Source organism: Promicromonospora sp. NPDC110617 (assembly GCF_055598465.1).
In genome coordinates this window covers 1,016,920-1,033,905 of sequence record NZ_JBVKBM010000002.1, presented here as the reverse complement: position 1 = coordinate 1,033,905, position 16,986 = coordinate 1,016,920, and the positions used below count along the sequence as shown (strand labels likewise).

Annotated in this window: 21 protein-coding genes and 1 pseudogene; 10 read left to right on the top strand and 12 right to left on the bottom strand. The window is 73.5% G+C overall.

The features are described from left to right. Nucleotides 1-36 precede the first annotated feature (36 nt). Nucleotides 37-336 (top strand): hypothetical protein, encoded by a 300-nt coding sequence (locus tag ACZ7LE_RS15315; protein ID WP_470404104.1) that lies wholly within the window; start codon nucleotides 37-39, stop codon nucleotides 334-336. Here the strand turns inward: ACZ7LE_RS15315 and ACZ7LE_RS15310 are convergent, their stop codons facing one another. The 6 genes from ACZ7LE_RS15310 to ACZ7LE_RS15285 all read right to left on the bottom strand — a co-directional run bounded on the left by ACZ7LE_RS15310 (nucleotide 337) and on the right by ACZ7LE_RS15285 (nucleotide 4,147). Next, nucleotides 337-1,152: an HAD family hydrolase gene (locus ACZ7LE_RS15310; RefSeq protein WP_470404103.1), complete on the bottom strand. Its 816-nt coding sequence runs from the start codon at nucleotides 1,150-1,152 to the stop codon at nucleotides 337-339. A gap of 45 nt (nucleotides 1,153-1,197) precedes the next feature. Continuing rightward, nucleotides 1,198-2,088 (bottom strand): helix-turn-helix domain-containing protein, encoded by an 891-nt coding sequence (locus tag ACZ7LE_RS15305; RefSeq protein WP_470404102.1) that lies wholly within the window; start codon nucleotides 2,086-2,088, stop codon nucleotides 1,198-1,200. Next, nucleotides 2,054-2,509, bottom strand: a complete 456-nt coding sequence (locus ACZ7LE_RS15300; protein WP_470404101.1) for a DUF6879 family protein — start codon at nucleotides 2,507-2,509, stop codon at nucleotides 2,054-2,056. The genes ACZ7LE_RS15305 and ACZ7LE_RS15300 overlap by 35 nt, the downstream gene beginning before the upstream one ends. A gap of 74 nt (nucleotides 2,510-2,583) precedes the next feature. Continuing rightward, nucleotides 2,584-2,817: a hypothetical protein gene (locus tag ACZ7LE_RS15295; RefSeq protein WP_470404100.1), complete on the bottom strand. Its 234-nt coding sequence runs from the start codon at nucleotides 2,815-2,817 to the stop codon at nucleotides 2,584-2,586. Between the two features lie 151 nt (nucleotides 2,818-2,968). Then, nucleotides 2,969-3,298 carry a hypothetical protein gene (locus tag ACZ7LE_RS15290; protein WP_470404099.1) on the bottom strand — a complete coding sequence of 110 codons (330 nt, stop codon included), beginning with the start codon at nucleotides 3,296-3,298 and terminating at the stop codon, nucleotides 2,969-2,971. A 66-nt stretch (nucleotides 3,299-3,364) separates the two neighbouring features. After that, nucleotides 3,365-4,147 (bottom strand): hypothetical protein, encoded by a 783-nt coding sequence (locus tag ACZ7LE_RS15285; protein WP_470404098.1) that lies wholly within the window; start codon nucleotides 4,145-4,147, stop codon nucleotides 3,365-3,367. A gap of 40 nt (nucleotides 4,148-4,187) precedes the next feature. Here ACZ7LE_RS15285 and ACZ7LE_RS15280 point away from each other — a divergent pair. Then, nucleotides 4,188-4,442, top strand: a pseudogene (locus tag ACZ7LE_RS15280) (NADP oxidoreductase); the annotation flags it as partial. 22 nt (nucleotides 4,443-4,464) lie between these two features. On the opposite strand, the gene ACZ7LE_RS15275 reads toward ACZ7LE_RS15280, so the two are convergent. Then, a complete protein-coding gene (locus tag ACZ7LE_RS15275) occupies nucleotides 4,465-5,268 on the bottom strand; it encodes an SDR family NAD(P)-dependent oxidoreductase (RefSeq protein ID WP_470404097.1) in 804 nt (267 codons plus the stop codon). 88 nt (nucleotides 5,269-5,356) lie between these two features. On the opposite strand from ACZ7LE_RS15275, the gene ACZ7LE_RS15270 reads away from it, so the two are divergent. Then, entirely contained in the window at nucleotides 5,357-6,259 is a 903-nt protein-coding gene (locus tag ACZ7LE_RS15270; RefSeq protein WP_470404096.1) for a LysR family transcriptional regulator, read from the top strand. Here the strand turns inward: ACZ7LE_RS15270 and ACZ7LE_RS15265 are convergent. Then, complete coding sequence (locus ACZ7LE_RS15265; protein ID WP_470404095.1) at nucleotides 6,256-9,090, bottom strand: tetratricopeptide repeat protein; 2,835 nt, start codon at nucleotides 9,088-9,090, stop codon at nucleotides 6,256-6,258. The genes ACZ7LE_RS15270 and ACZ7LE_RS15265 overlap by 4 nt on opposite strands. A gap of 85 nt (nucleotides 9,091-9,175) precedes the next feature. Here ACZ7LE_RS15265 and ACZ7LE_RS15260 point away from each other — a divergent pair, with 85 nt between their 5' ends. From ACZ7LE_RS15260 to ACZ7LE_RS15245, 4 genes are all read left to right on the top strand, one after another. Continuing rightward, entirely contained in the window at nucleotides 9,176-9,937 is a 762-nt protein-coding gene (locus tag ACZ7LE_RS15260) for a class I SAM-dependent methyltransferase (protein WP_470404094.1), read from the top strand. Further along, nucleotides 9,934-11,142: an MFS transporter gene (locus tag ACZ7LE_RS15255; RefSeq protein ID WP_470404093.1), complete on the top strand. Its 1,209-nt coding sequence runs from the start codon at nucleotides 9,934-9,936 to the stop codon at nucleotides 11,140-11,142. The genes ACZ7LE_RS15260 and ACZ7LE_RS15255 overlap by 4 nt, the downstream gene beginning before the upstream one ends. A 68-nt stretch (nucleotides 11,143-11,210) precedes the next feature. After that, complete coding sequence (locus ACZ7LE_RS15250; protein ID WP_470404092.1) at nucleotides 11,211-11,915, top strand: molybdopterin-dependent oxidoreductase; 705 nt, start codon at nucleotides 11,211-11,213, stop codon at nucleotides 11,913-11,915. Then, nucleotides 11,908-12,555 carry a cytochrome b/b6 domain-containing protein gene (locus tag ACZ7LE_RS15245; RefSeq protein ID WP_470404091.1) on the top strand — a complete coding sequence of 216 codons (648 nt, stop codon included), beginning with the start codon at nucleotides 11,908-11,910 and terminating at the stop codon, nucleotides 12,553-12,555. The genes ACZ7LE_RS15250 and ACZ7LE_RS15245 overlap by 8 nt, the downstream gene beginning before the upstream one ends. On the opposite strand, the gene ACZ7LE_RS15240 is transcribed toward ACZ7LE_RS15245, so the two are convergent. The 4 genes from ACZ7LE_RS15240 to ACZ7LE_RS15225 are packed head-to-tail and all read right to left on the bottom strand — an operon-like array spanning nucleotide 12,498 to nucleotide 14,002. Beyond that, nucleotides 12,498-12,869, bottom strand: coding sequence for a hypothetical protein (locus ACZ7LE_RS15240; protein WP_470404090.1), 372 nt, complete (start codon nucleotides 12,867-12,869; stop codon nucleotides 12,498-12,500). The genes ACZ7LE_RS15245 and ACZ7LE_RS15240 overlap by 58 nt on opposite strands. Next, entirely contained in the window at nucleotides 12,856-13,089 is a 234-nt protein-coding gene (locus tag ACZ7LE_RS15235) for a hypothetical protein (RefSeq protein WP_470404089.1), read from the bottom strand. Before ACZ7LE_RS15235 ends, ACZ7LE_RS15240 begins: the two co-directional genes overlap by 14 nt. Beyond that, nucleotides 13,086-13,529 carry a VOC family protein gene (locus ACZ7LE_RS15230; RefSeq protein WP_470404088.1) on the bottom strand — a complete coding sequence of 148 codons (444 nt, stop codon included), beginning with the start codon at nucleotides 13,527-13,529 and terminating at the stop codon, nucleotides 13,086-13,088. The genes ACZ7LE_RS15235 and ACZ7LE_RS15230 overlap by 4 nt, the downstream gene beginning before the upstream one ends. 44 nt (nucleotides 13,530-13,573) lie before the next feature. Then, a complete protein-coding gene (locus ACZ7LE_RS15225; RefSeq protein WP_470404087.1) occupies nucleotides 13,574-14,002 on the bottom strand; it encodes a hypothetical protein in 429 nt (142 codons plus the stop codon). 134 nt (nucleotides 14,003-14,136) lie between these two features. On the opposite strand from ACZ7LE_RS15225, the gene ACZ7LE_RS15220 reads away from it, so the two are divergent. From ACZ7LE_RS15220 to ACZ7LE_RS15210, 3 genes are all read left to right on the top strand, one after another. Further along, nucleotides 14,137-14,841, top strand: a complete 705-nt coding sequence (locus tag ACZ7LE_RS15220) for a CGNR zinc finger domain-containing protein (protein WP_470404086.1) — start codon at nucleotides 14,137-14,139, stop codon at nucleotides 14,839-14,841. A gap of 160 nt (nucleotides 14,842-15,001) precedes the next feature. Then, the gene (locus ACZ7LE_RS15215) at nucleotides 15,002-16,033 is read left to right on the top strand and encodes a LacI family DNA-binding transcriptional regulator (RefSeq protein WP_470404085.1); all 1,032 of its coding nucleotides are present in this window, start codon (nucleotides 15,002-15,004) and stop codon (nucleotides 16,031-16,033) included. Continuing rightward, nucleotides 16,030-16,986 carry a carbohydrate ABC transporter permease gene (locus ACZ7LE_RS15210; RefSeq protein WP_400550304.1) on the top strand — a complete coding sequence of 319 codons (957 nt, stop codon included), beginning with the start codon at nucleotides 16,030-16,032 and terminating at the stop codon, nucleotides 16,984-16,986. The genes ACZ7LE_RS15215 and ACZ7LE_RS15210 overlap by 4 nt, the downstream gene beginning before the upstream one ends.

Sequence of the window (16,986 nt, the reverse complement as noted above, 5' to 3'; positions counted from 1 at the left end):
GTGGGCAGATTCGAACACGTGTTGCATACTGGCGGCATGATCGGTTACGCCCAGCGCCGCCCAACGGCGCCCGAGACGCGCGCCCGCCGGGTCCCGTGGCAGCTGCTCATGAACTCCGTGCCTGTGCCCCCGGAGAGCGCCCGGCGGACGTGGCCCGAGCCGCCGATGGTCGCCGTACGGTTCGTCTGGCAGACCGACGGCGAGCAGTGGCGCGACACGATCGCGACGAGCTGGGCGATCGTCGACGGCGAGCTCGTCGCAGAGGTCCTCGTCGACGACCCGCGGCGCAAGACGCCCACGACCTGGCTCCGCCGCGCCGACGTCGTGCCCCGCTAGTCAGGCCAGCAACGACCACAGGGCGTTCGCGGCGCCCTCCTCGTCCAGGCTGCCGGTGCGGTAGTCGGCTGCCGCGATGACGAAGGCGGGCGCGTGGCCCATCGCTACGCCACACGCGGCCCACTGCAACATCTCGACGTCGTTCTCGCCGTCGCCGATCGCCATCGTGTCGTGCTCGTCGACTCCCAGCTGCACCCGCACCTTCTCCACCGCCGCCGCCTTGGACACGCCGCGTCCCATCACGTCGACCCAGTCGAGCCGCGTGGCGATCGCGGTGAAGCCGTACGCCTGCAGGGCGGGCACGATCCTGTTGGCACCCGGCCCGTGGAAGACGAGTCGCGGCGTCGCGTTGTTCACGAACTCGCTCATGGGTCGGACGTACTGGGTGCCGTTGAGCTTGGCCGTGGGGAAGGGTGCGCTGACCCGCCAGCCGGCTCCGACGACCTCGCCGGCGACCAGCAGGGACGGCGACTCCCCGAGCGCCACGCTGATCGCCGTCTCGGCGTCGACGTCGTGCTGCTCGACAATCTCGTACCGGTCCCGGAACAGGTGCGCGGTGATCGCGCCGTTGCTCGCGACGATCGTGGTGTCGTCGAGGCCGAGCTGCAGGCCCACCGGCACCGTACCGACCAGCGATCGACCCGTGGCGGGGATGAAGTGGTGACCGGCCCCAACGACGGCGCTCACCGCCTGCCGGACGGCCGGGGAGGCAGGCTCCCCGGTCCGCAGCAGGGTTCCGTCGATGTCGCTCGCGACGAGCGCCGGCCCGGTGAGGTCGATCTGTCGCACGGTTCGGTACGGGGTCGCTGACGTCATGCACGGGACGCTAGAGACGCCGGTCACACCTGGCGACAAGATTGCTCAAAATTGCTCGGCCTGATCGCCGATCCGGGCGGCAACCTTCTCCATTGCGCCGTCGAGCAAATCCCGCGCGCGGCGCTCGTAACTCGCGGCCAGAGCCAGCGTCTCGAAGATGTTCGTGTACAGCTCGATCTCGCGCGGCTGCGCGAGGTTGAGCTCGGCGGAGAACGTCTCCACCGTGACGAGGTCGTCGTCCTGGACCCAGAAGCCATGCTGCGGAGCCACTGGGCAGAACGTGTCGAACCCGAGCACGCCCAGGCGCACGTTCGGCAGCAGCGAGAACGAGATCAGGCGACCGATCTGGTCGAGCATCACCTGCGGTGGGCACAGCGAGTAGAGCAACGTCGCTTCGGTGATCACGATCCGGAACACCTTGCCCGGCCGCGTCAGGATCTCCTGGCGCCGCATCCGAGCGGCCACCGCGCTGTCCAGGTGCTGACTCGCCCCGAATTGCTTCGCGCTCTCCACGAACCGAGCACGCGCATAGTCGGGCGTCTGCAACAGCCCCGGCACGAACACAGGGCAGAACCCCCGGAAGACCCGCCCCGGCTCCTCAGTGACCGCGTGATGGTCCTGGAACGCGGCGTGCCCACCACGCAGCACCCGGCGCCACTCCGCGTGCCGAGTCTCCACCTGGTGGAGCGCGGCCAGCAGGTCATCCGTCTCGTGCACGGCGCTCGCGGCCCGGCACCAGGCCCGGATGTCGTTGTCGGACGGTGTCTGCTTCGCGTGCTCGATCTTGGAGACCTTCGACGGCTGCCACGACAGCGACAGAGCGAGCTGCTGGCCTGTCAGGCCAGCAGCTCGTCTCAGTCCGCGCAGCCGCGCGGCGAGCTCGTTGCGAGCTTCGCCGATGTCACCGCTGGTCAATGTGTCGCGCGGCAAATTCATCTCTCGTTGTCGCGCGGTGCCAGGCGGCGTCGCGCTGGTAGTTGAGCTCGACGATCACGGCCGGGTCGTCGACGAGCTCGAAGCCGAGCAGCCGGTCCTGGTCGCCGAAGTGCATCCTCGCTACGGTCCGCGAGTCGAACAGCCAGTAGTCGAACTCGGGCAGCCCTTGGGCGTCGTCGCGAGCGAGGTACCGGATGTCCTCGCCGGCGTCGTTGTTGTACTTCGCGTAGGTCAGCCCGAACCGGCTGTAGCGGGTCAGAGGCAGCGAGACCACGCGGACCCGGTGGAACCGACGTCCGGCCGCCGTCGCCGCGCGGATGTCGAGCACCCAGTCGTCGAGCCAGCGGGCGTCTTCGACGCCGTCGTCCAGGAGCTGGTGCAGCGGCTCCTGCTCGCTCGGCACGTTATACGTGTCGCGCACCTCCAGCCGGAAGGCGGTGTGCTCGAAGGTTTCGAACAGCTCACGCCATCGGGGCCCGATGGGGATCAGGTCGCTCAGGACTGCGCCTCCCGCTCCTTGTGGGCGATGTACATCTCCAGGATCTCGACGGGCACCTCGACGATGTCCTCGTGGCCGGGGATCTGGCCGACGCCGGCCAGCGCTTCGCTGTCGGTCACCTTCCAGCCCTGGACGAGGAAGGTCTCCCGGTCGGTCCGGTCCGTGGCGAACAGCGTGGGCGACCCGTCCTTGCCGGACTGCGGGTCCTTGCCGAGGAAACGTACGCGCATGGCGATCTCCATTGCTCGAAAACAGGGGTGACAGCCCGACAAGAATCACCATGGTCTGTGGCCCTCGTCAAGGGTTCGGTGTGAACCAGGACACACGAACGGCGCCCCGCGTCGTCCGTGCGGACGGGCGGGGCGCCGTGGTGGTGAAGGGTCAGGGGAGCCGGGAGGCGTCGATGACGGCGACCTGGCCGGCGTCGTCGACGGGCACCCAGGTGTCGGATCCGTCGTCGTACATCACGCGGTACGCGCCCGACGTGAGGATGCCGGCGGCCTTGAACAGCGACCCCTCGAAGACCACGTCGGGGCCGTTGCGCTCCGGGTCCCGGACGCTCACCGTGGCGCCCAGGGCGCGACCGTGGGCGTTGAACGCTCCGGAGGCGGCCACGAGGTCGTACGTAGTCTGGTCGATGATGACGGCGTCGCCGCCCTGGCCCACGTACAGGGTCCCCACGCGGGGCTCCGCTTCGTTCAGGTCGTTCACCTGTCGCACCTTGGTTGCCTCCTGGTCGTTGTTCGCTCGATACATGATCCACGCCCTCCGGCGATCTCAGCCGCAGTTGCCAGCGCGGATCGCCTTCGCGCGCGGGACGTCCCACGCCTTCGAGTACCCGTAGCCGTCCCGGGTCGATGTGCCGGCGCCGAGGTACAGCACGGCGTATGCCTCCGTCACGTGCTCGTAGACGGGCTTCCCGGTCGACGTCCGCACCTTGTCGCCGCCGGCGACGGGCGGCCGGGTGGTGCCGCAGCGCTGCTCGATCTCGGAGTGCGCGATCTCGTGGCGAGCCACGTCCAGCAGGTACTTCCTGAACCAGTTGTTCCCCTTGCCGGCGACGGACATGTTGTCGCCGCCGTTGCCAATCCGGATCAGGCCCTGACCGGGCGCCCGCTCGCCGCCGGGGGTGTAGTTGCCCGTGAGCATTGCCCCGGACTTCGTGACGTAGCCGACGCGCCCGACCTCGTCGGCCGCGGAGAACTGCAGCACCGCGCCGTACTTCTTGGCCAGTGCCTTCGCGGCGTCGGCGTGCGCCCGCCCGGCCGAGCCGTAGGGACCGCCCATGTTGGGCGTGCGCTTGGTGACCCTGATCAGCCCGTCCCGGCTCTCGACGAGCTGCGCGTTCACGAACTGGTCGGCGGACCTGCACAGGCGGGTGCCGGCGGGCAGCGTCTTGCCCTTGGTCAGGCCGTCGATCGTCGTGGGGCTCTTGATCCAGACGTAACTGCCGCGAGCGCCGTCGGCTGTGGTGCATCCTGCTGCTATGGCAGGTGGAGCTGAGGCGGCGGTGGCCAGCATGACGGCCAGCACGGTGATGAAGCGAGCGAGGAATCGCATGGGGGTGCCTCTCTGTGTCGATCACGCGCTACTGACACAGATCACGGCGCCGACGATCACCACCGACGGGACACCGGCCGGCACCCCGAACCGCCGCGCCCTGGCCACGGCGAGCGACTTCCCCGAGGCCGTCGAGCTCGTGACGCGGCTCTACGACGAGGCGGGCTTCGACACCGTCAGCGCCGGCCCGCTCAGCGAGTCCTGGCGCTTCGAGCGCGACCGCCCGGCCTACGTCTCCCGGCAGAACGCGGAGGAGCTCCGGGAGAACCTGACCAAGGCGCAGCGCGTCCTCTGACCCGCCCGCGGGCGTTCGGGGCTCAGGCCCCGAACGCCCCCAGCGCCACCGGCTCCCACTCGCGCCAGGTCCGCAGACGCTCGGCGTAGATCTGCTCGACGTCGGCGAGCGGCTTGCCGAGGAAGACGTGCAGCGGCGGTCGCTCGGCGTCCACGATCCGCAGCAGCGCGTCGCGCGTGGCGCGCGGGTCCCCGAGCTCGAACTCGGGGGCCGTGACGACCCGGGCCTCGGCGTAGTCCGGGTGCTCCGCGCTGGCGCGGATCCCGGCGCCGAACCCCGTCGCGTACGGGCCGGGCTCGACGTTCGTGACGTGGATGCCGAACGGCGCCACCTCCTGCGCCAGGGCCTCGGACAGTCCCTCGACCGCCCACTTGGACGCGTGGTAGGCGCCGAACCCCGGGTAGGCGCGGACGCCGCCCTCGCTGGTGACCTGCAGGATCCTGCCCGAACCCTGCGCGCGCAGGACCGGCAGGACCGCCTGAGTGACCCAGACCGTGCCGAAGAAGTTGGTCTCGAGCTGGGCGCGCAGCTCCTGCTCGGTCACCTCCTCGACCATGCCGACCTGGCCGTAGCCCGCGTTGTTGACCACCACGTCGAGCCGGCCGAAACGCTCGACGGCGCGGTCGACGGCGGCCTGCACGGCGGGCCGGTCGGTGACGTCGAGGGGGAGGGCCAGCACGGCCTCGCCGTACGTGCTGGTCAGGGGCTCCAGCGCGGACACGTCCCGCGCGGTCGCGGTGACGTGGTCGCCGCGTCCGAGGGCGGCCTCGGCCCACTCGCGGCCGAGCCCCTTGCTTGCTCCGGTGATGAACCATGTGGTGTGCATGCCTCCAGCGTGCGCCGCGCCGAGCCATTCCACCAGCGACTCTTCGGCACACAAGACATGCGTCTGACGCATGGCTCATGATGGGTCCATGGCCGAGCTCACCGTCACCGCGCTGCGCGTGGTCCACGCCGTCGTCGGCACCGGGTCCTTCACCGCGACGGCCGACCTGCTCGGGTACACCCAGTCCGCGGTGTCGCGTCAGGTGGCCGCTGCCGAGGCCGCCGCGGGCGTGCCCTTGTTCCTGCGGGGCGCGCGCGGCGTGGTCCCCACCCCGGCGGGCACGCTGGTGGCGCGCCGGGCCGCGGTGGTGCTCGCCGAGCTGGACGCCGTGGGCAAGGACCTCGCGGGCCTGGCCGACACCCTGGGCGGCCGGGTGGTGCTCGGCGCCTTCCCGACGGCGACCTGGGTGCTCGCGCCGCGCGCCGTCGCCCTCGTCCGGGAGCGGCACCCGGGCCTGACGGTCGACCTGCACGAGGCGTCGACCCCCACCCAGCTCCGGCAGCTCCGTGCGGGCCGCATCGACGTGGCGGTCATCGGCATGGGCGCCGACCTGCCCGCCTACGACCTCGACGGGCTGCGCCGCGACCACCTCGCGGACGGCCGTTCCCTGGTCGCGGTGTCGCGCGACCACCGCTTCGCGGGCCGCGACCAGGTCCCGGTCGCGGAGCTGGCCGGGGAGGGATGGATCGTCGGCAAGGGGCTGCGCGGCGACCCGCAGTTCGGCGCGTGGCCCACGCTGCCCGCGCCCCGGGTCGTGCACGCGGTGCGCGAGTGGCCCGCCCGCCTCGGGCTGGTCGCCGCCGGGCTCGGCATCACCACGGTGCCCGAGCTCGCCGTCCCTGCCGTCCCCGCCGGCGTCGTGACGGTCCGGGTCGACGACCCGGCCTGCCTCGGCCGGGCCGCGGTCGCCATCACCCGCCCGGACCGCGCGGCGGGCGTGGCCGCCGTGGTCCGGGCGCTCCGGGAGGTCGCGGGCGGGCTGGGCTCCTAGCGCGGTCGGGGCGGCTCCTGGCGCAGTGCCGCGGCACGCGCGCGGAGAGCCCGCGCCGCGCCGTCGTCGCCCAGTCCTGCCTGGATCGCGGCCAGCCGGTCCAGGCGGTCCAGCAGCCGGTCGCGCACGTGCACCAGCCCTCGGTCGTGGCAGCCCTGCAGGATCCGGACGGCCCGTTCCCGGACGGCGAGCGCGTCGCCCGGCCGGCTCAGCCCGGCGAGCGTGTCGCCGAGCCGGGACAGCGTGTCCGCGAGGTCAGGCTCGACCCGGTCGGGGTTCGACCGGGCCAGCCGTTCGAGGATGCGTACGGCCTGTTCGATGAGGGGCAGGCCGGCAGCGGCATTGCCGACCTCGGAGTACCGCACGCCGAGGTCGGACAGCGTCCTGGCGTGGTCTGGCTCGAACCGGTCGGGGTTGGACAGGGCGAGCCGCCGGAAGATCTCGACCGCCCGCTGGGTCGGGGGCGGCGCGTCACCCAGCATCTCCGTGCGCGAGTACCAGCCGCCGAGGCGGGACAACGCCCTCGCGAGATCGGGTTCGAACCGGTCCGGGCTCGACTGCGCCAGCCGTTCGAAGATCTTGACCGCTCGTTCCGCAGGGGCCTCCGAGCCCCTCCCGCCGCGCTGCCAGCTCCAGGTGTCGAGGTGGGACAGCGTCGTCGCCAGACCGGGCAGGAACCGGTCGGGGTTGGACTGCGCGAGCTGCTCGCGGATCCGCAGCGCCCGCATGGTCACGTGCACGCCGTCCCGCTGCCGCTCGAGCTGGCCGTACCAGACGCCGAGGTCGGACAGCACGTCCGCGAGGTCGGGCTGGAACCGGTCGCGGTCGGACGCCGCCAGCCGCTCGTAGATCTCGGCCGCCGCCAGGGTCGTGCCGAGCGCGTCCCCGGGGCGCCCGAGGTCGGCATGTCTCCTGCCGAGGTCGGTCAGCGCCCTCGCGAGCCCCGGCTCGAACCGGCTGCGGTCGTCCGCCACCAGACGTTCGTAGATCTCGGCTGCCCGTCGTGTCGCGTCGAGCGCGGCACCGGGGTGTCCGACGTCGGAGTGCCGGTTGCCTAGGTCGATCAGCGTCCTGGCCAGCTGCGGCTCGAACCGGCCGGGGGCGTCCGCCGCCAGGCGCTCGTAGATCCACACCGCCCGCAGCGTGGGCGGCAGCCCGTCGCCCGGGTGTCCCACCGCGGACAGCCTGGTGCCGAGCGTCGACAGCGACGCGGCGAGCTGCTCGTCGGGCTCGGCGCCGGCGTCGGCCCCGCCGTCGCCCTCGTCGAGCAGCTCGACGTGCCGGCGGGCGAGCAGGGCGGCGGTGGGCGCCATCCGCACCGAGGGGTGCGGTACCGCCGCGAGGGTGGCTGCGTGGGCGTCCGGGGTGCCGGGCAGGTGCGCGGCGAGGTGGTCGGCCAGCGAGCGCACCCGCTCCTGCTGGTCCTCGTCCCGGGCAGGGTCGGTGGCCGCCCGGGACAGGACCGTCATCGCCTGGGCCGCCTGGGTGGCGCTGAGGTTCTCCAGCAGCGCCGCGGTCAGCCGCTCCGCACGGCGGCCCTGCGTCAGGACCCGGACGACGAGGTGCTCGGCGACGCGGTCCGGGGTGAGCGGGCCGACCCACTGCCGTGGGTCAGCGGGGGTGTAGGTCTTGCGCAGCCAGGTCGCGGTCGCCCGAGGGTCGGGGTGGACGTCCTCGGTGAAGGCGCTCAGCACCCGCCGGGTCAGCGCGACGGTCGCCGCCTCGTCCTCTGCGCCGAGCAGCGTGACCGCGGCGACGAGGGCCTGTCGCATCGCGACGGTGAGGCGGTGGGCGATGCCGACCTCCGCGGCCGTGGCGGCCCAGTAGGTCGTCGTCTCGTGGCGGAGCAGCTCGTCGAAGACGTCGGCGGTGGTGACGTTCTCGACGACGCCTGGCCGTCCGAGGCGCCCCATGGTGCTCAGCACCGCCACGAGGGCCGCGGCCGTCACGTCGAGCACCCGCTTCTGCCCGGCGGCGCCGCTCAGCCGCCGCTCCGGGACGGCGACGCCCAGGTCGCGGGCGAACGCGAGGGCCGCGGCGTCGAACACCTCCTGCGGGTCGGCGTCGAGGGCGTCGAGGTCGGCGTCGCCGTAACCCCGGGCCAGGGCGGCGCCGAGATCGCCGGGCACGGCGGTCAGGGTGTCCCACCAGTTGCCCGCGGTGCGGGCCAGCATGAGCACCCGGATCTCGCCGCCGTCGCCGAAGTCCTCGTAGGCGTCGGTGAGGAAGTCGCGCAGGCCGGGCCGGTTCTCCGCGTAGTCGACGACGACCAGCACCGGCCGGTCCCTGGCGTGCTGGCGCAGGGCGGCGACGGCGCCGGGCCGGCTGTCCTGCTCGGGGGCCAGGAAGAGGCGCTCCCACCCGGTGCCGAGTGCCCGCAGACGCCGCTGCAGCTCGTGGGCCACCCGGGTCTTCCCGACGCCGCCGGGGCCGGTGATGAGCCGGAACGGGGTGGTGCCCGGCTGGGTGCACCAGCGCACCAGCCGTTCCAGGAGACCGTCCCGTCCCAGGAACGGGACGATCGGCTCGTCGTGGTGCGGCGAGAGCAGCGCCGCGAAACCCTCGGGCGTTCGTGCCCGCAGACCCTCGACCACCTGGGCCGCCGCGAGCCGGCGCGTGCGCATCTCCAGGAACAGCCCGAGGAGGTGCTCGGCGACGAGGCCCACGGCCAGCCCGCCCACGGTCGCCAGGACCAGCAGCAACGGCGGTGCGTCGGCGGGTACGAGCTCGGCGGCGACCGCGCCCACGACGGACGCGACGACGAGGGAGCCCACACCGAGCGTGGGCAGGGCCTCGCGCCACCTGCTGGAGGTCCTGACCATCCGCGGCATGCCCGAAATGTACTTCTTACGGGTCGTCTGCGGGGTGAAAATTCTTCACCAGAAAGATTGGCCGTTCCTCGGCTACTGTCGCCGCATGCCCGCCGCCCCCGACGACCCCTGGTCCGCCGTCGCCGACGACTGGGGCCGGTACTGGGGCACCTTCGCGCGCCCGGTCTGGGCCCCGCTCCTGGACACGGCGGGGATCGGGCCCGGCAGCCGGGTGCTCGACGTCGGCTGCGGCAGCGGCGAGCTGCTCGAACACCTCCAGGACCAGGGCGCGCGGGCGAGCGGCGTCGACCCGGCGGGCCGGATGGTCGAGCTCGCGCGGGCCCGCGCCGTCGGCGCCGACGTACGCCTCGGCGAGGCCGAGCACCTCCCGTTCGACGACGGCGCCTTCGACGCCGTGCTCGCCGTGAACGCGGTCCAGTTCGCCGACGACGTGGACGACGCCCTGGCCGAGCTCGCCCGCGTGCTGACGCCGGACGGCGTCGTCGGCCTGGCCGGCTGGGCCGACCGGACCCGGAACGACCTCGACGCGATCAACGTGGCGCTCGCGGAGGCCGACGACGAGGAGCCCCCCGAGGACGGCCCGCTCCGCCTGCCGGGCGGGCTCGCCGCCGTGCTCGCCGACGCGGGCTGGGCCGTGCTCAACCACGGCGTGGTGCCGGTCCCGTGGACCGCCCGCGACGCGAACGACCTGGCGCGCGGCATCCTGTTCGGCGAGGGCGACGCGACGGTCGCGGACCTGGCGCCCGTGGTGGTCGAGGCCGCCGCGCCGTTCCGCCGTCCCGACGGCAGCTACCGCCTGCTGAACGCCTTCCGCTGGGCGGTGGCCCGGCGCCCGAGGCGCACGTGAGCGCCCCCGCCGACCCCGGCCAGCCGGTGTTGCGGGTGCCCGGGATCCGGGCCCTGGTCTGGATGTCGCTGTTCGGCTTCGCGGGCTACGCGCTCCTGCTGCCGACGGCGCCCCTGTGGGCCACCCACGGTGGCGCCGACGAGGGCGGCGCGGGGCTCGTCAACGCCGTCCTCATGCTCGCCACCGTCGCCTTCCAGACGACCGTGCCCTGGGCGCTGCGCCACCTGGGCTGGCGCACCACGCTGGTGGCCGGGGTGCTGCTGCTCGGGCTCCCGTCCCTGGCGTTCCTGCTCACCGACCAGCTCGGGTGGATCCTTGCGGCGTCCGCCGTGCGCGGCGCCGGGTTCGCGGTGGTGACCGTGTGCGGCGCGACCGCGATCGCCGAGCTGGTCGACGTCTCCCGGCGCGGCCGCGCGATCGGCGTCTACGGCCTCGCGGTGGCGGCGCCCCAGGTGTTCCTCACGCCGAGCGCGGCCTGGGTCGCCGAGTCCGTCGACTTCCGGGTGGTGTTCGTCCTCGGCGCCCTGCCCGCGCTCGCCGTACCGTTCGCGGTGGCCCTCGGCCGGCGGCTGGACCTGCTCACCACCGGCCACGGCGCCGCACCGCACGTGCCCGACGGTGCGGCACCCGGCCGGGGCCGCATGCTGCTCGCGCTGGCCCTGCCCTCGCTCGTGCTGCTCGCCGTCACCACCCCCGGGGGAGCGCTGCTCACGTTCGCGCCCCAGCTCGGCTACGGCGCGCTCGTCGCGATGGGCGGGCTGCTCGGCCTCACGGTCGCGGCGGCGCTGTCCCGCTGGCTGGTCGGCGGCCTGGCCGACCGGTACGGGCCACGCCGCTTCGTCCCGCCCCTGCTGGCGCTCTGCGCGGCGGCCCTGGTGCTGTGCGCCTGGTCGCTCACCGGCTCGGGCCCCGGTGCCGCGGGGCTGATCGTGGGCATGACCGTCGTCGGCGTCTCCTACGGCAGCCTGCAGAACCTCACGCTGGTCAGCGCGTTCGCAGCCGTGCCCGACCGGGAGCGCAGCGTCGCCAGCGCCGTCTGGAACATCGGCTTCGACACCGGCACCGGGATCGGGTCGCTCGTGGTCGGCTTCATCGCGGCCGGCACCAGCTTCGCGGTCGGGCTGCTGACGACCGCGGTCGTGTGCGCCGTCGTCGCCGTGGTGACGCTGGTGGGGGCCCGCGGCGCCGTCCGGCGGAGCGCCTAGGCGCCAGGGTATGGACCAGGGCCGCACCCTGGTCCGCCGCCCGGCCCGGCCGGGCGAGGGTGGGCGGCATGATCGACAAAGGACTGCCCGGCGACGCCGTCGGGCCCGGGCGGCCGGTGGGCCGCCGGATCGTGCTGGCGATGCTCGGCCTGGGTGCCGCGGGCGTGGCCGTGGGACCGGCCGTGCGGGACGGTGTGCGGCAGGCCCTGTCCCGGGTCGCGCCGGCGGCCGTGCCGGACGACCGCGGGTTCCGGTACTTCAGCGTCGTCGGCTCCGTGCCGCGCCAGGACGCGACGAGCTACCGGCTCACCGTCGGCGGGCTGGTGGACCGGCCCGCCACGTACACCCTCGACCAGCTCGCGGCGCTGCCCCAGCACACGGTGGTGCACGACGCCGTCTGCACGGACGGCTGGCAGGTCGACGACGTGCCGTTCACCGGCGTGCTCCTGCGGGACCTGCTGGACGCCGCCGGCGTGCGGGACGAGGGCGCCGCGGTGCGGTTCACCTGCTTCGACGGCGCCTACTCCGAGAGCCTCACGCTGGAGCAGGCGCGCCGGGCGGACGTCGTCGTCGCGCTGCGCATGTTCGACGAGCCCGTGCCGCACGACAGCGGCGGCCCGGTGCGGCTCTTCGTCGCGCCGATGTACTTCTACAAGTCGGCCAAGTGGCTGTCCGGGATCGAGGTCACCAGCGAGGTCCAGCAGGGGTACTGGGAGGACTACGGCTACCCCGTGGACGGGTGGCTGCCCGGCGAGGAGCCCGTCGGTGCCTGAGCGCGTGCTCCGCTTCAGCCCTGCCGAGCGGGCCGTGCACCGGGCGACCGGGCTGTTGTTCCTGGTCTGCCTGCTCACCGCGCTCGCGCTGTACGTGGCGCCGGTCGCGCAGCTCGTGGGTCGGCGGCTCCTCGTCGAGACCGTCCACGAGTGGTCCGGGCTGCTGCTGCCCGTGCCCGTCCTGCTCGGCCTGTGGTCCGGCCCGTTCCGGGCCGACCTGCGCCGCCTCGACCACTTCGACGGGCACGACCGCCGGTGGCTCGCGAGCCTCGGCTCGTCCGATGCGCACCGCGGCAGGTTCGCGGGCAAGTTCAACGCGGGCCAGAAGGTCTGGGCCTCCTGGCTGGCCGGCGCCGTCCTGGTCATGCTCGGCACCGGCCTGCTGCTGTGGTTCAAGTTCGCGCTCGACGTCGTCCCGCGGGCCGGCGTCGTGCTCGTCCATGACGTCGTCGCGTACGCCCTCGTGGTCGTCGTCGCCGGCCACGTGTACAAGGCGGCCGCCGACCCGGAGGCCCGGCGCGGGATGCGCACCGGGTCCGTCCGGCGGTCGTGGGCGGCGCGGGAGCACGCCCTCTGGGTCGGTCAGAACTCGTCGCCCTCGGCGGCCCAGGCCTCCCAGGCCGCGGACGACGCCTCGTAGGCGGCCACCGCGCCGAGGATCGCGGCGCTCACGGCGCTGCTCAGGGCCGTCCCGGGCGCATCGGTGCCGAGCGCCTGGGCGAGCGCGCCCCGCCGCCCGCCCTCCACCCGCGCCGCCGCCCGGCCCAGGGCGGCGGCGGAGGGGTCGGCGGGCGGCTCGTCGGTGCGGGAGAGCCGCTCGAACACGGCCTCCCGCTCCGCCGGGGTCAGCCGCTCGAAGGCGGCGACGTGCACCTGCTCGACGGCGTGCGGCGGGGCGGAGCTCAGCAGCCGCTCGGAGCGGTCGAGCGCCCCGGCGTCGTCAGACCGGCTCATCGTCGGCTCCTCCGGGCGTGTCGGCGGGTGCGTCGGCGCGGACGATGCGGTAGCCCTGCTCCGCGAGGGTGCGGGTCATGTGCTCGGCGTACCACTCGGGCCAGCCCTCGTCGTACACGCCCCCCAGCTCCTCCTGCTCGTGGACGCCGTGCGCCGTGGCCGCCTGCCTGAGCAGGTCGAGCAGGATCTCGTTCGACCTCGGGTCCGGTGTGGTGCTCATCGGCCCGGGAGACGGTCGATGATCTGCTGGAGCACCCACTCGTTGCCGTCCGGGTCGGCGAACGACGCGAAGGACGCGTAGCTGTCGTGCTCCGGGTGCGCGCCGGGCACGCGGTTCGCGGTGCCTGCCCAGTGGAAGACGCCGTCCTGGTCGTGCCAGACCTCGCTGACGTCGGCGCCGCGCTCGACGAGCTCGGCGCGGGCCGCGGCGATGTCCCGGACCACGAGGTGCAGGCCCCGCACGGAGCCCGGCGTCGCGTCGGTGAGGTGCTCGCCGAAGATGATCGAGGTGGCGGACCCGGGCGGCGTGAGCTGCACGACGCGCAGGCCGCGCTCGGTGGCGAAGTCGGCGTCGAGACGCCAGCCGAGCCCTGCGTAGAAGTCCTTGGCGCGGTCCACGTCGGCGACGGGCAGGACGACGACCTCGAGCTTGAGTTCCATGGTGTTCTCCGGTTCTGGGGTACTGGTGGGGTGGGCGGTGGGGGTCACTTGGCCTGCAGCGGGCCCGCGAAGGACTTGCTGAGGGAGGCGGGGCCGACAAGGGGCAGCAGGGCGGCGAGCAGCTTGCGCTGGAGGGTCTCCGGCCGGCGGGTCAGCTCGACGTCGATGCGGCTGCCGTCCTCGGCGGGGGAGACCTGGAAGACCCAGCCACCGCCGGGCCCGAACACCTTCGAGTCCAGTGTCGTGATGTCGACGCGGCCGCGCTCGTCGTCCCACTCGTAGCGGGCCCGCTCCCAGGCCGCCGCGGTGCCCTCGGTGACCTCCGCCCAGTTGTCGCCCTGGGCGTGGACCGTCAGGTGGTCGGCGTCGATCGTGGGCCAGGCCTCGGCGCGGGCCGGGCTGAAGTCGGTGAGCACCCGCATGGCGGCCTCGGGGGCGAGCGTGGAGTCGAGGTGAAAACGGACAGCGGTCATGGTCAGGCTCCTCAGTCTGTGTAACCACTTTGAGCGGTTACTGCGATGACCAGAACTCTGGCACACCATCCGTAACCCGTCAAACTGGTTACGGGGACTTGTGCGTCACACCGGTCACCAGTCAGAATGGTTACGTGAACCACGCCTTCCCCTGCGGAACGCTCGCGCTCGACTTCCTCGGCACGCTGCGCGCCCGCCGTAACCCGGTCCCCGCGGAGAAGCTCGGCACGCCCGAGCTCCTCGACGACTGGTTCGTGGAGTCGGGGATGTTCGACGCCGCCCCGCATGCCGACGCGGCAGACCTGGCGGCGGCCCTGGAGCTGCGCGAGTCGCTCTACGCGCTGGTCGAGGACCGGCTCGGCGGTCGTGCGGCGCTGGCGGCGCTCTCCGAGGCCGCGGCGTCCGCGACCGGGGCCGCCCTGGCCGCCCCGGCGGCGACCGCCGCGCCGGTTCCACCTGCCACGCCGGCTGCCCTCGCGGCGGCGGTCGCGGTCCTGAACCGGTACGCGGCGGAGCCGCCCGTCGTCGTGCAGCTGGGGGCGGACGGCGCCGGCTCGGCCGGTGTCGGCGCCGCTGTCACCCACCGTTCGGGCACGGCCGCGCAGGGCCTCGCGGCCGTGGCGCGCGAGGCCGTCGAGATCCTGGGCGGCCCGGACGCGGCACTCCTGCGCGAGTGCGGCCGCCCGGAGTGCACCCAGGTCTACCTGGACCGCTCCCGCGGGCACCGTCGCGAGTGGTGCGCCATGCGCACGTGCGGCAACCGGGTCAAGGTCTCGGCGTACCGATCGAGGCACCGCACGGCGTCGACCCCGCCGTCGACGCCGGCCTCCCACGCCTGACCCGGGCGGGCCGACCCGGGCTGCTTGACGGCCCGCCCGGGCCGGTGCAACACTGGCGACCCTCACCGGAAACGTTTCCAGGCCGAGTTCGGCTGGGAATTGGAAACGTTTCCAGATCAACCAGGAACCGAGCAGGACCTCACGACGAAGTGGAGTGACAGTGTCGTCATCACGCGCCACCCTCATCCAGGTGGCCGAGCGCGCCGGGGTGTCGCTGGCGTCGACCTCGCGGGCGCTGCACGGCACGGGCGCGAGCCAGAAGATGGTGGACCGCGTCCGCGCCGCCGCCGCCGAGCTCGGCTACAGCCCCGACGCGATCGGCCGGTCGCTGCGCATGAAGCGGACCTTCCAGGTCGCGTTCGCCGTCGCCGACATCGGCAACCCGGTCTACGTCGAGATGCTCACCGCGATCCACGAGGTGCTCGCCCCCCACGGGTACCGCGTCGTGGTCATGTCCACGGGGCACTCGGTCGCCTCCACGGTCGACCTGGTCCGCAGCCTCGGCAGCGGGTTCGTCGACGGCCTGATCGTCAGCCCGCTGCGCACCGACGACGCGCTCGTGGAGGCGATCCGCGAGGCGCCGGTCCCCGTCGTCGTCATCGGCCGGTCGCTGGAGCAGCAGGGCATCGACTCCGTCTCCACGGACTCGGCGGCGGGCCTCGGTCAGGCCGTCGCCCACCTGCTGGAGATCGGCCGCCGCCGCATCGGGTTCGTCAACGGCCCGCTCGACACCACCCCGGGCGCCGCCCGCCAGCGCGGGTTCGACGCCGCCACCAGCGGCCCGGCGTTCGCCGGGGACCATGCCGAGACGGAGCGGGCCGACGACTTCACCGTCGCCGCGGGGCTCGCCGCCGCGCGCCGGCTGCTGTCCCGCACCCCCGCGGCGGGGCCGTTCGACGCCGTCGTCGCGGCCAACGACCTGCTCGCCATCGGCGTCGTGCGCGCCGCCCGGGAGCTGGGGCTCTCGGTGCCGGGCGCGCTCGCCGTCACCGGGATGGACGACACGGAGATCGGCCGCGTCTTCCAGCCGAGCCTGACCAGCGTCTCGCTCGGGTCCGCGGAGCGTGGGGCCGCCGCCGCCCGCCTCGTCCTGGACCGGGTGGACGACGTCGCCGAGCCCGCCCAGCAGATCGCCATCGGGCCGCGCCTGTTCGTGCGCGAGTCCACCGCCCAGGAAGAGAGTGCTCGATGACCGTCCTCGCCTCGCCCCGGCCGCCGTCGCCGCCCCGGTCCGGGCGCCGTCGCGGCCCCACGGGCATGGACCGCGCCCGGCGCCGCGAGGCCGCCGCGCTGGTGATGCCCTCGCTGCTGCCCATCCTCGTGCTCTCCGTCGCGCCGCTGCTCATGGGCGTGCTGCTCGCGTTCACGGACGCCGAGCTCGTGCGGCGCCCCGACTACCAGTTCGTCGGCGTCGACAACTTCGTGCGGCTGGCGGGCAACTCGTTCTTCTGGGACTCGTTCCGCATCGGCATGGTGTGGGCGGTCTCGGTGACGCTGCTCCAGCTCGTCGCCGCGCTGGGCCTCGCGCTGCTGCTCAACTCGGGGCTGCGCCTGCAGGGGCTCACCCGGGTGCTCGCCCTGATCCCGTGGGCGATGCCGCCCGTGGTCGTGGCGATCATGTGGAAGATGATCTACTCGCCGAACGCGGGGCCGCTCAACGCGTTCCTCGGTTCGCTGGGCCTGCCGGACGACATCAACTGGCTCGCCGACTTCTCGACCGCGCTGCCCGCCGTCATCGTCGTCGGCGTCTGGGTGGGCATGCCCCAGACCACGGTGACGCTGCTCGCCGGGCTGCAGCAGATCCCCGCCGAGCTGCACGAGGCCGCCGCGATGGACGGCGCCGGGGCCTGGCGCCGCTTCTGGGCGGTCACGTTGCCGAGCCTGCGGCCGATCGTCGCGTCGATCACGTCGCTCAACTTCATCTGGAACTTCAACTCGTTCTCCCTGGTCTACGTGCTGACCGAGGGCGGACCCGGCGGCCGCACCATGCTGCCGATGCTGTTCACCTACCTGGAGGCGTTCAAGAACCGGAACATCGGTTACGCCGCCGCGATGGGCGTGGTGCTCGTCGTGGTGGTCGTGCTCCTCCTCGCGCTCTACCTGCGGTCGCAGTTCCGCGACGACCGCGCCGAGAAGAAGGGCTGA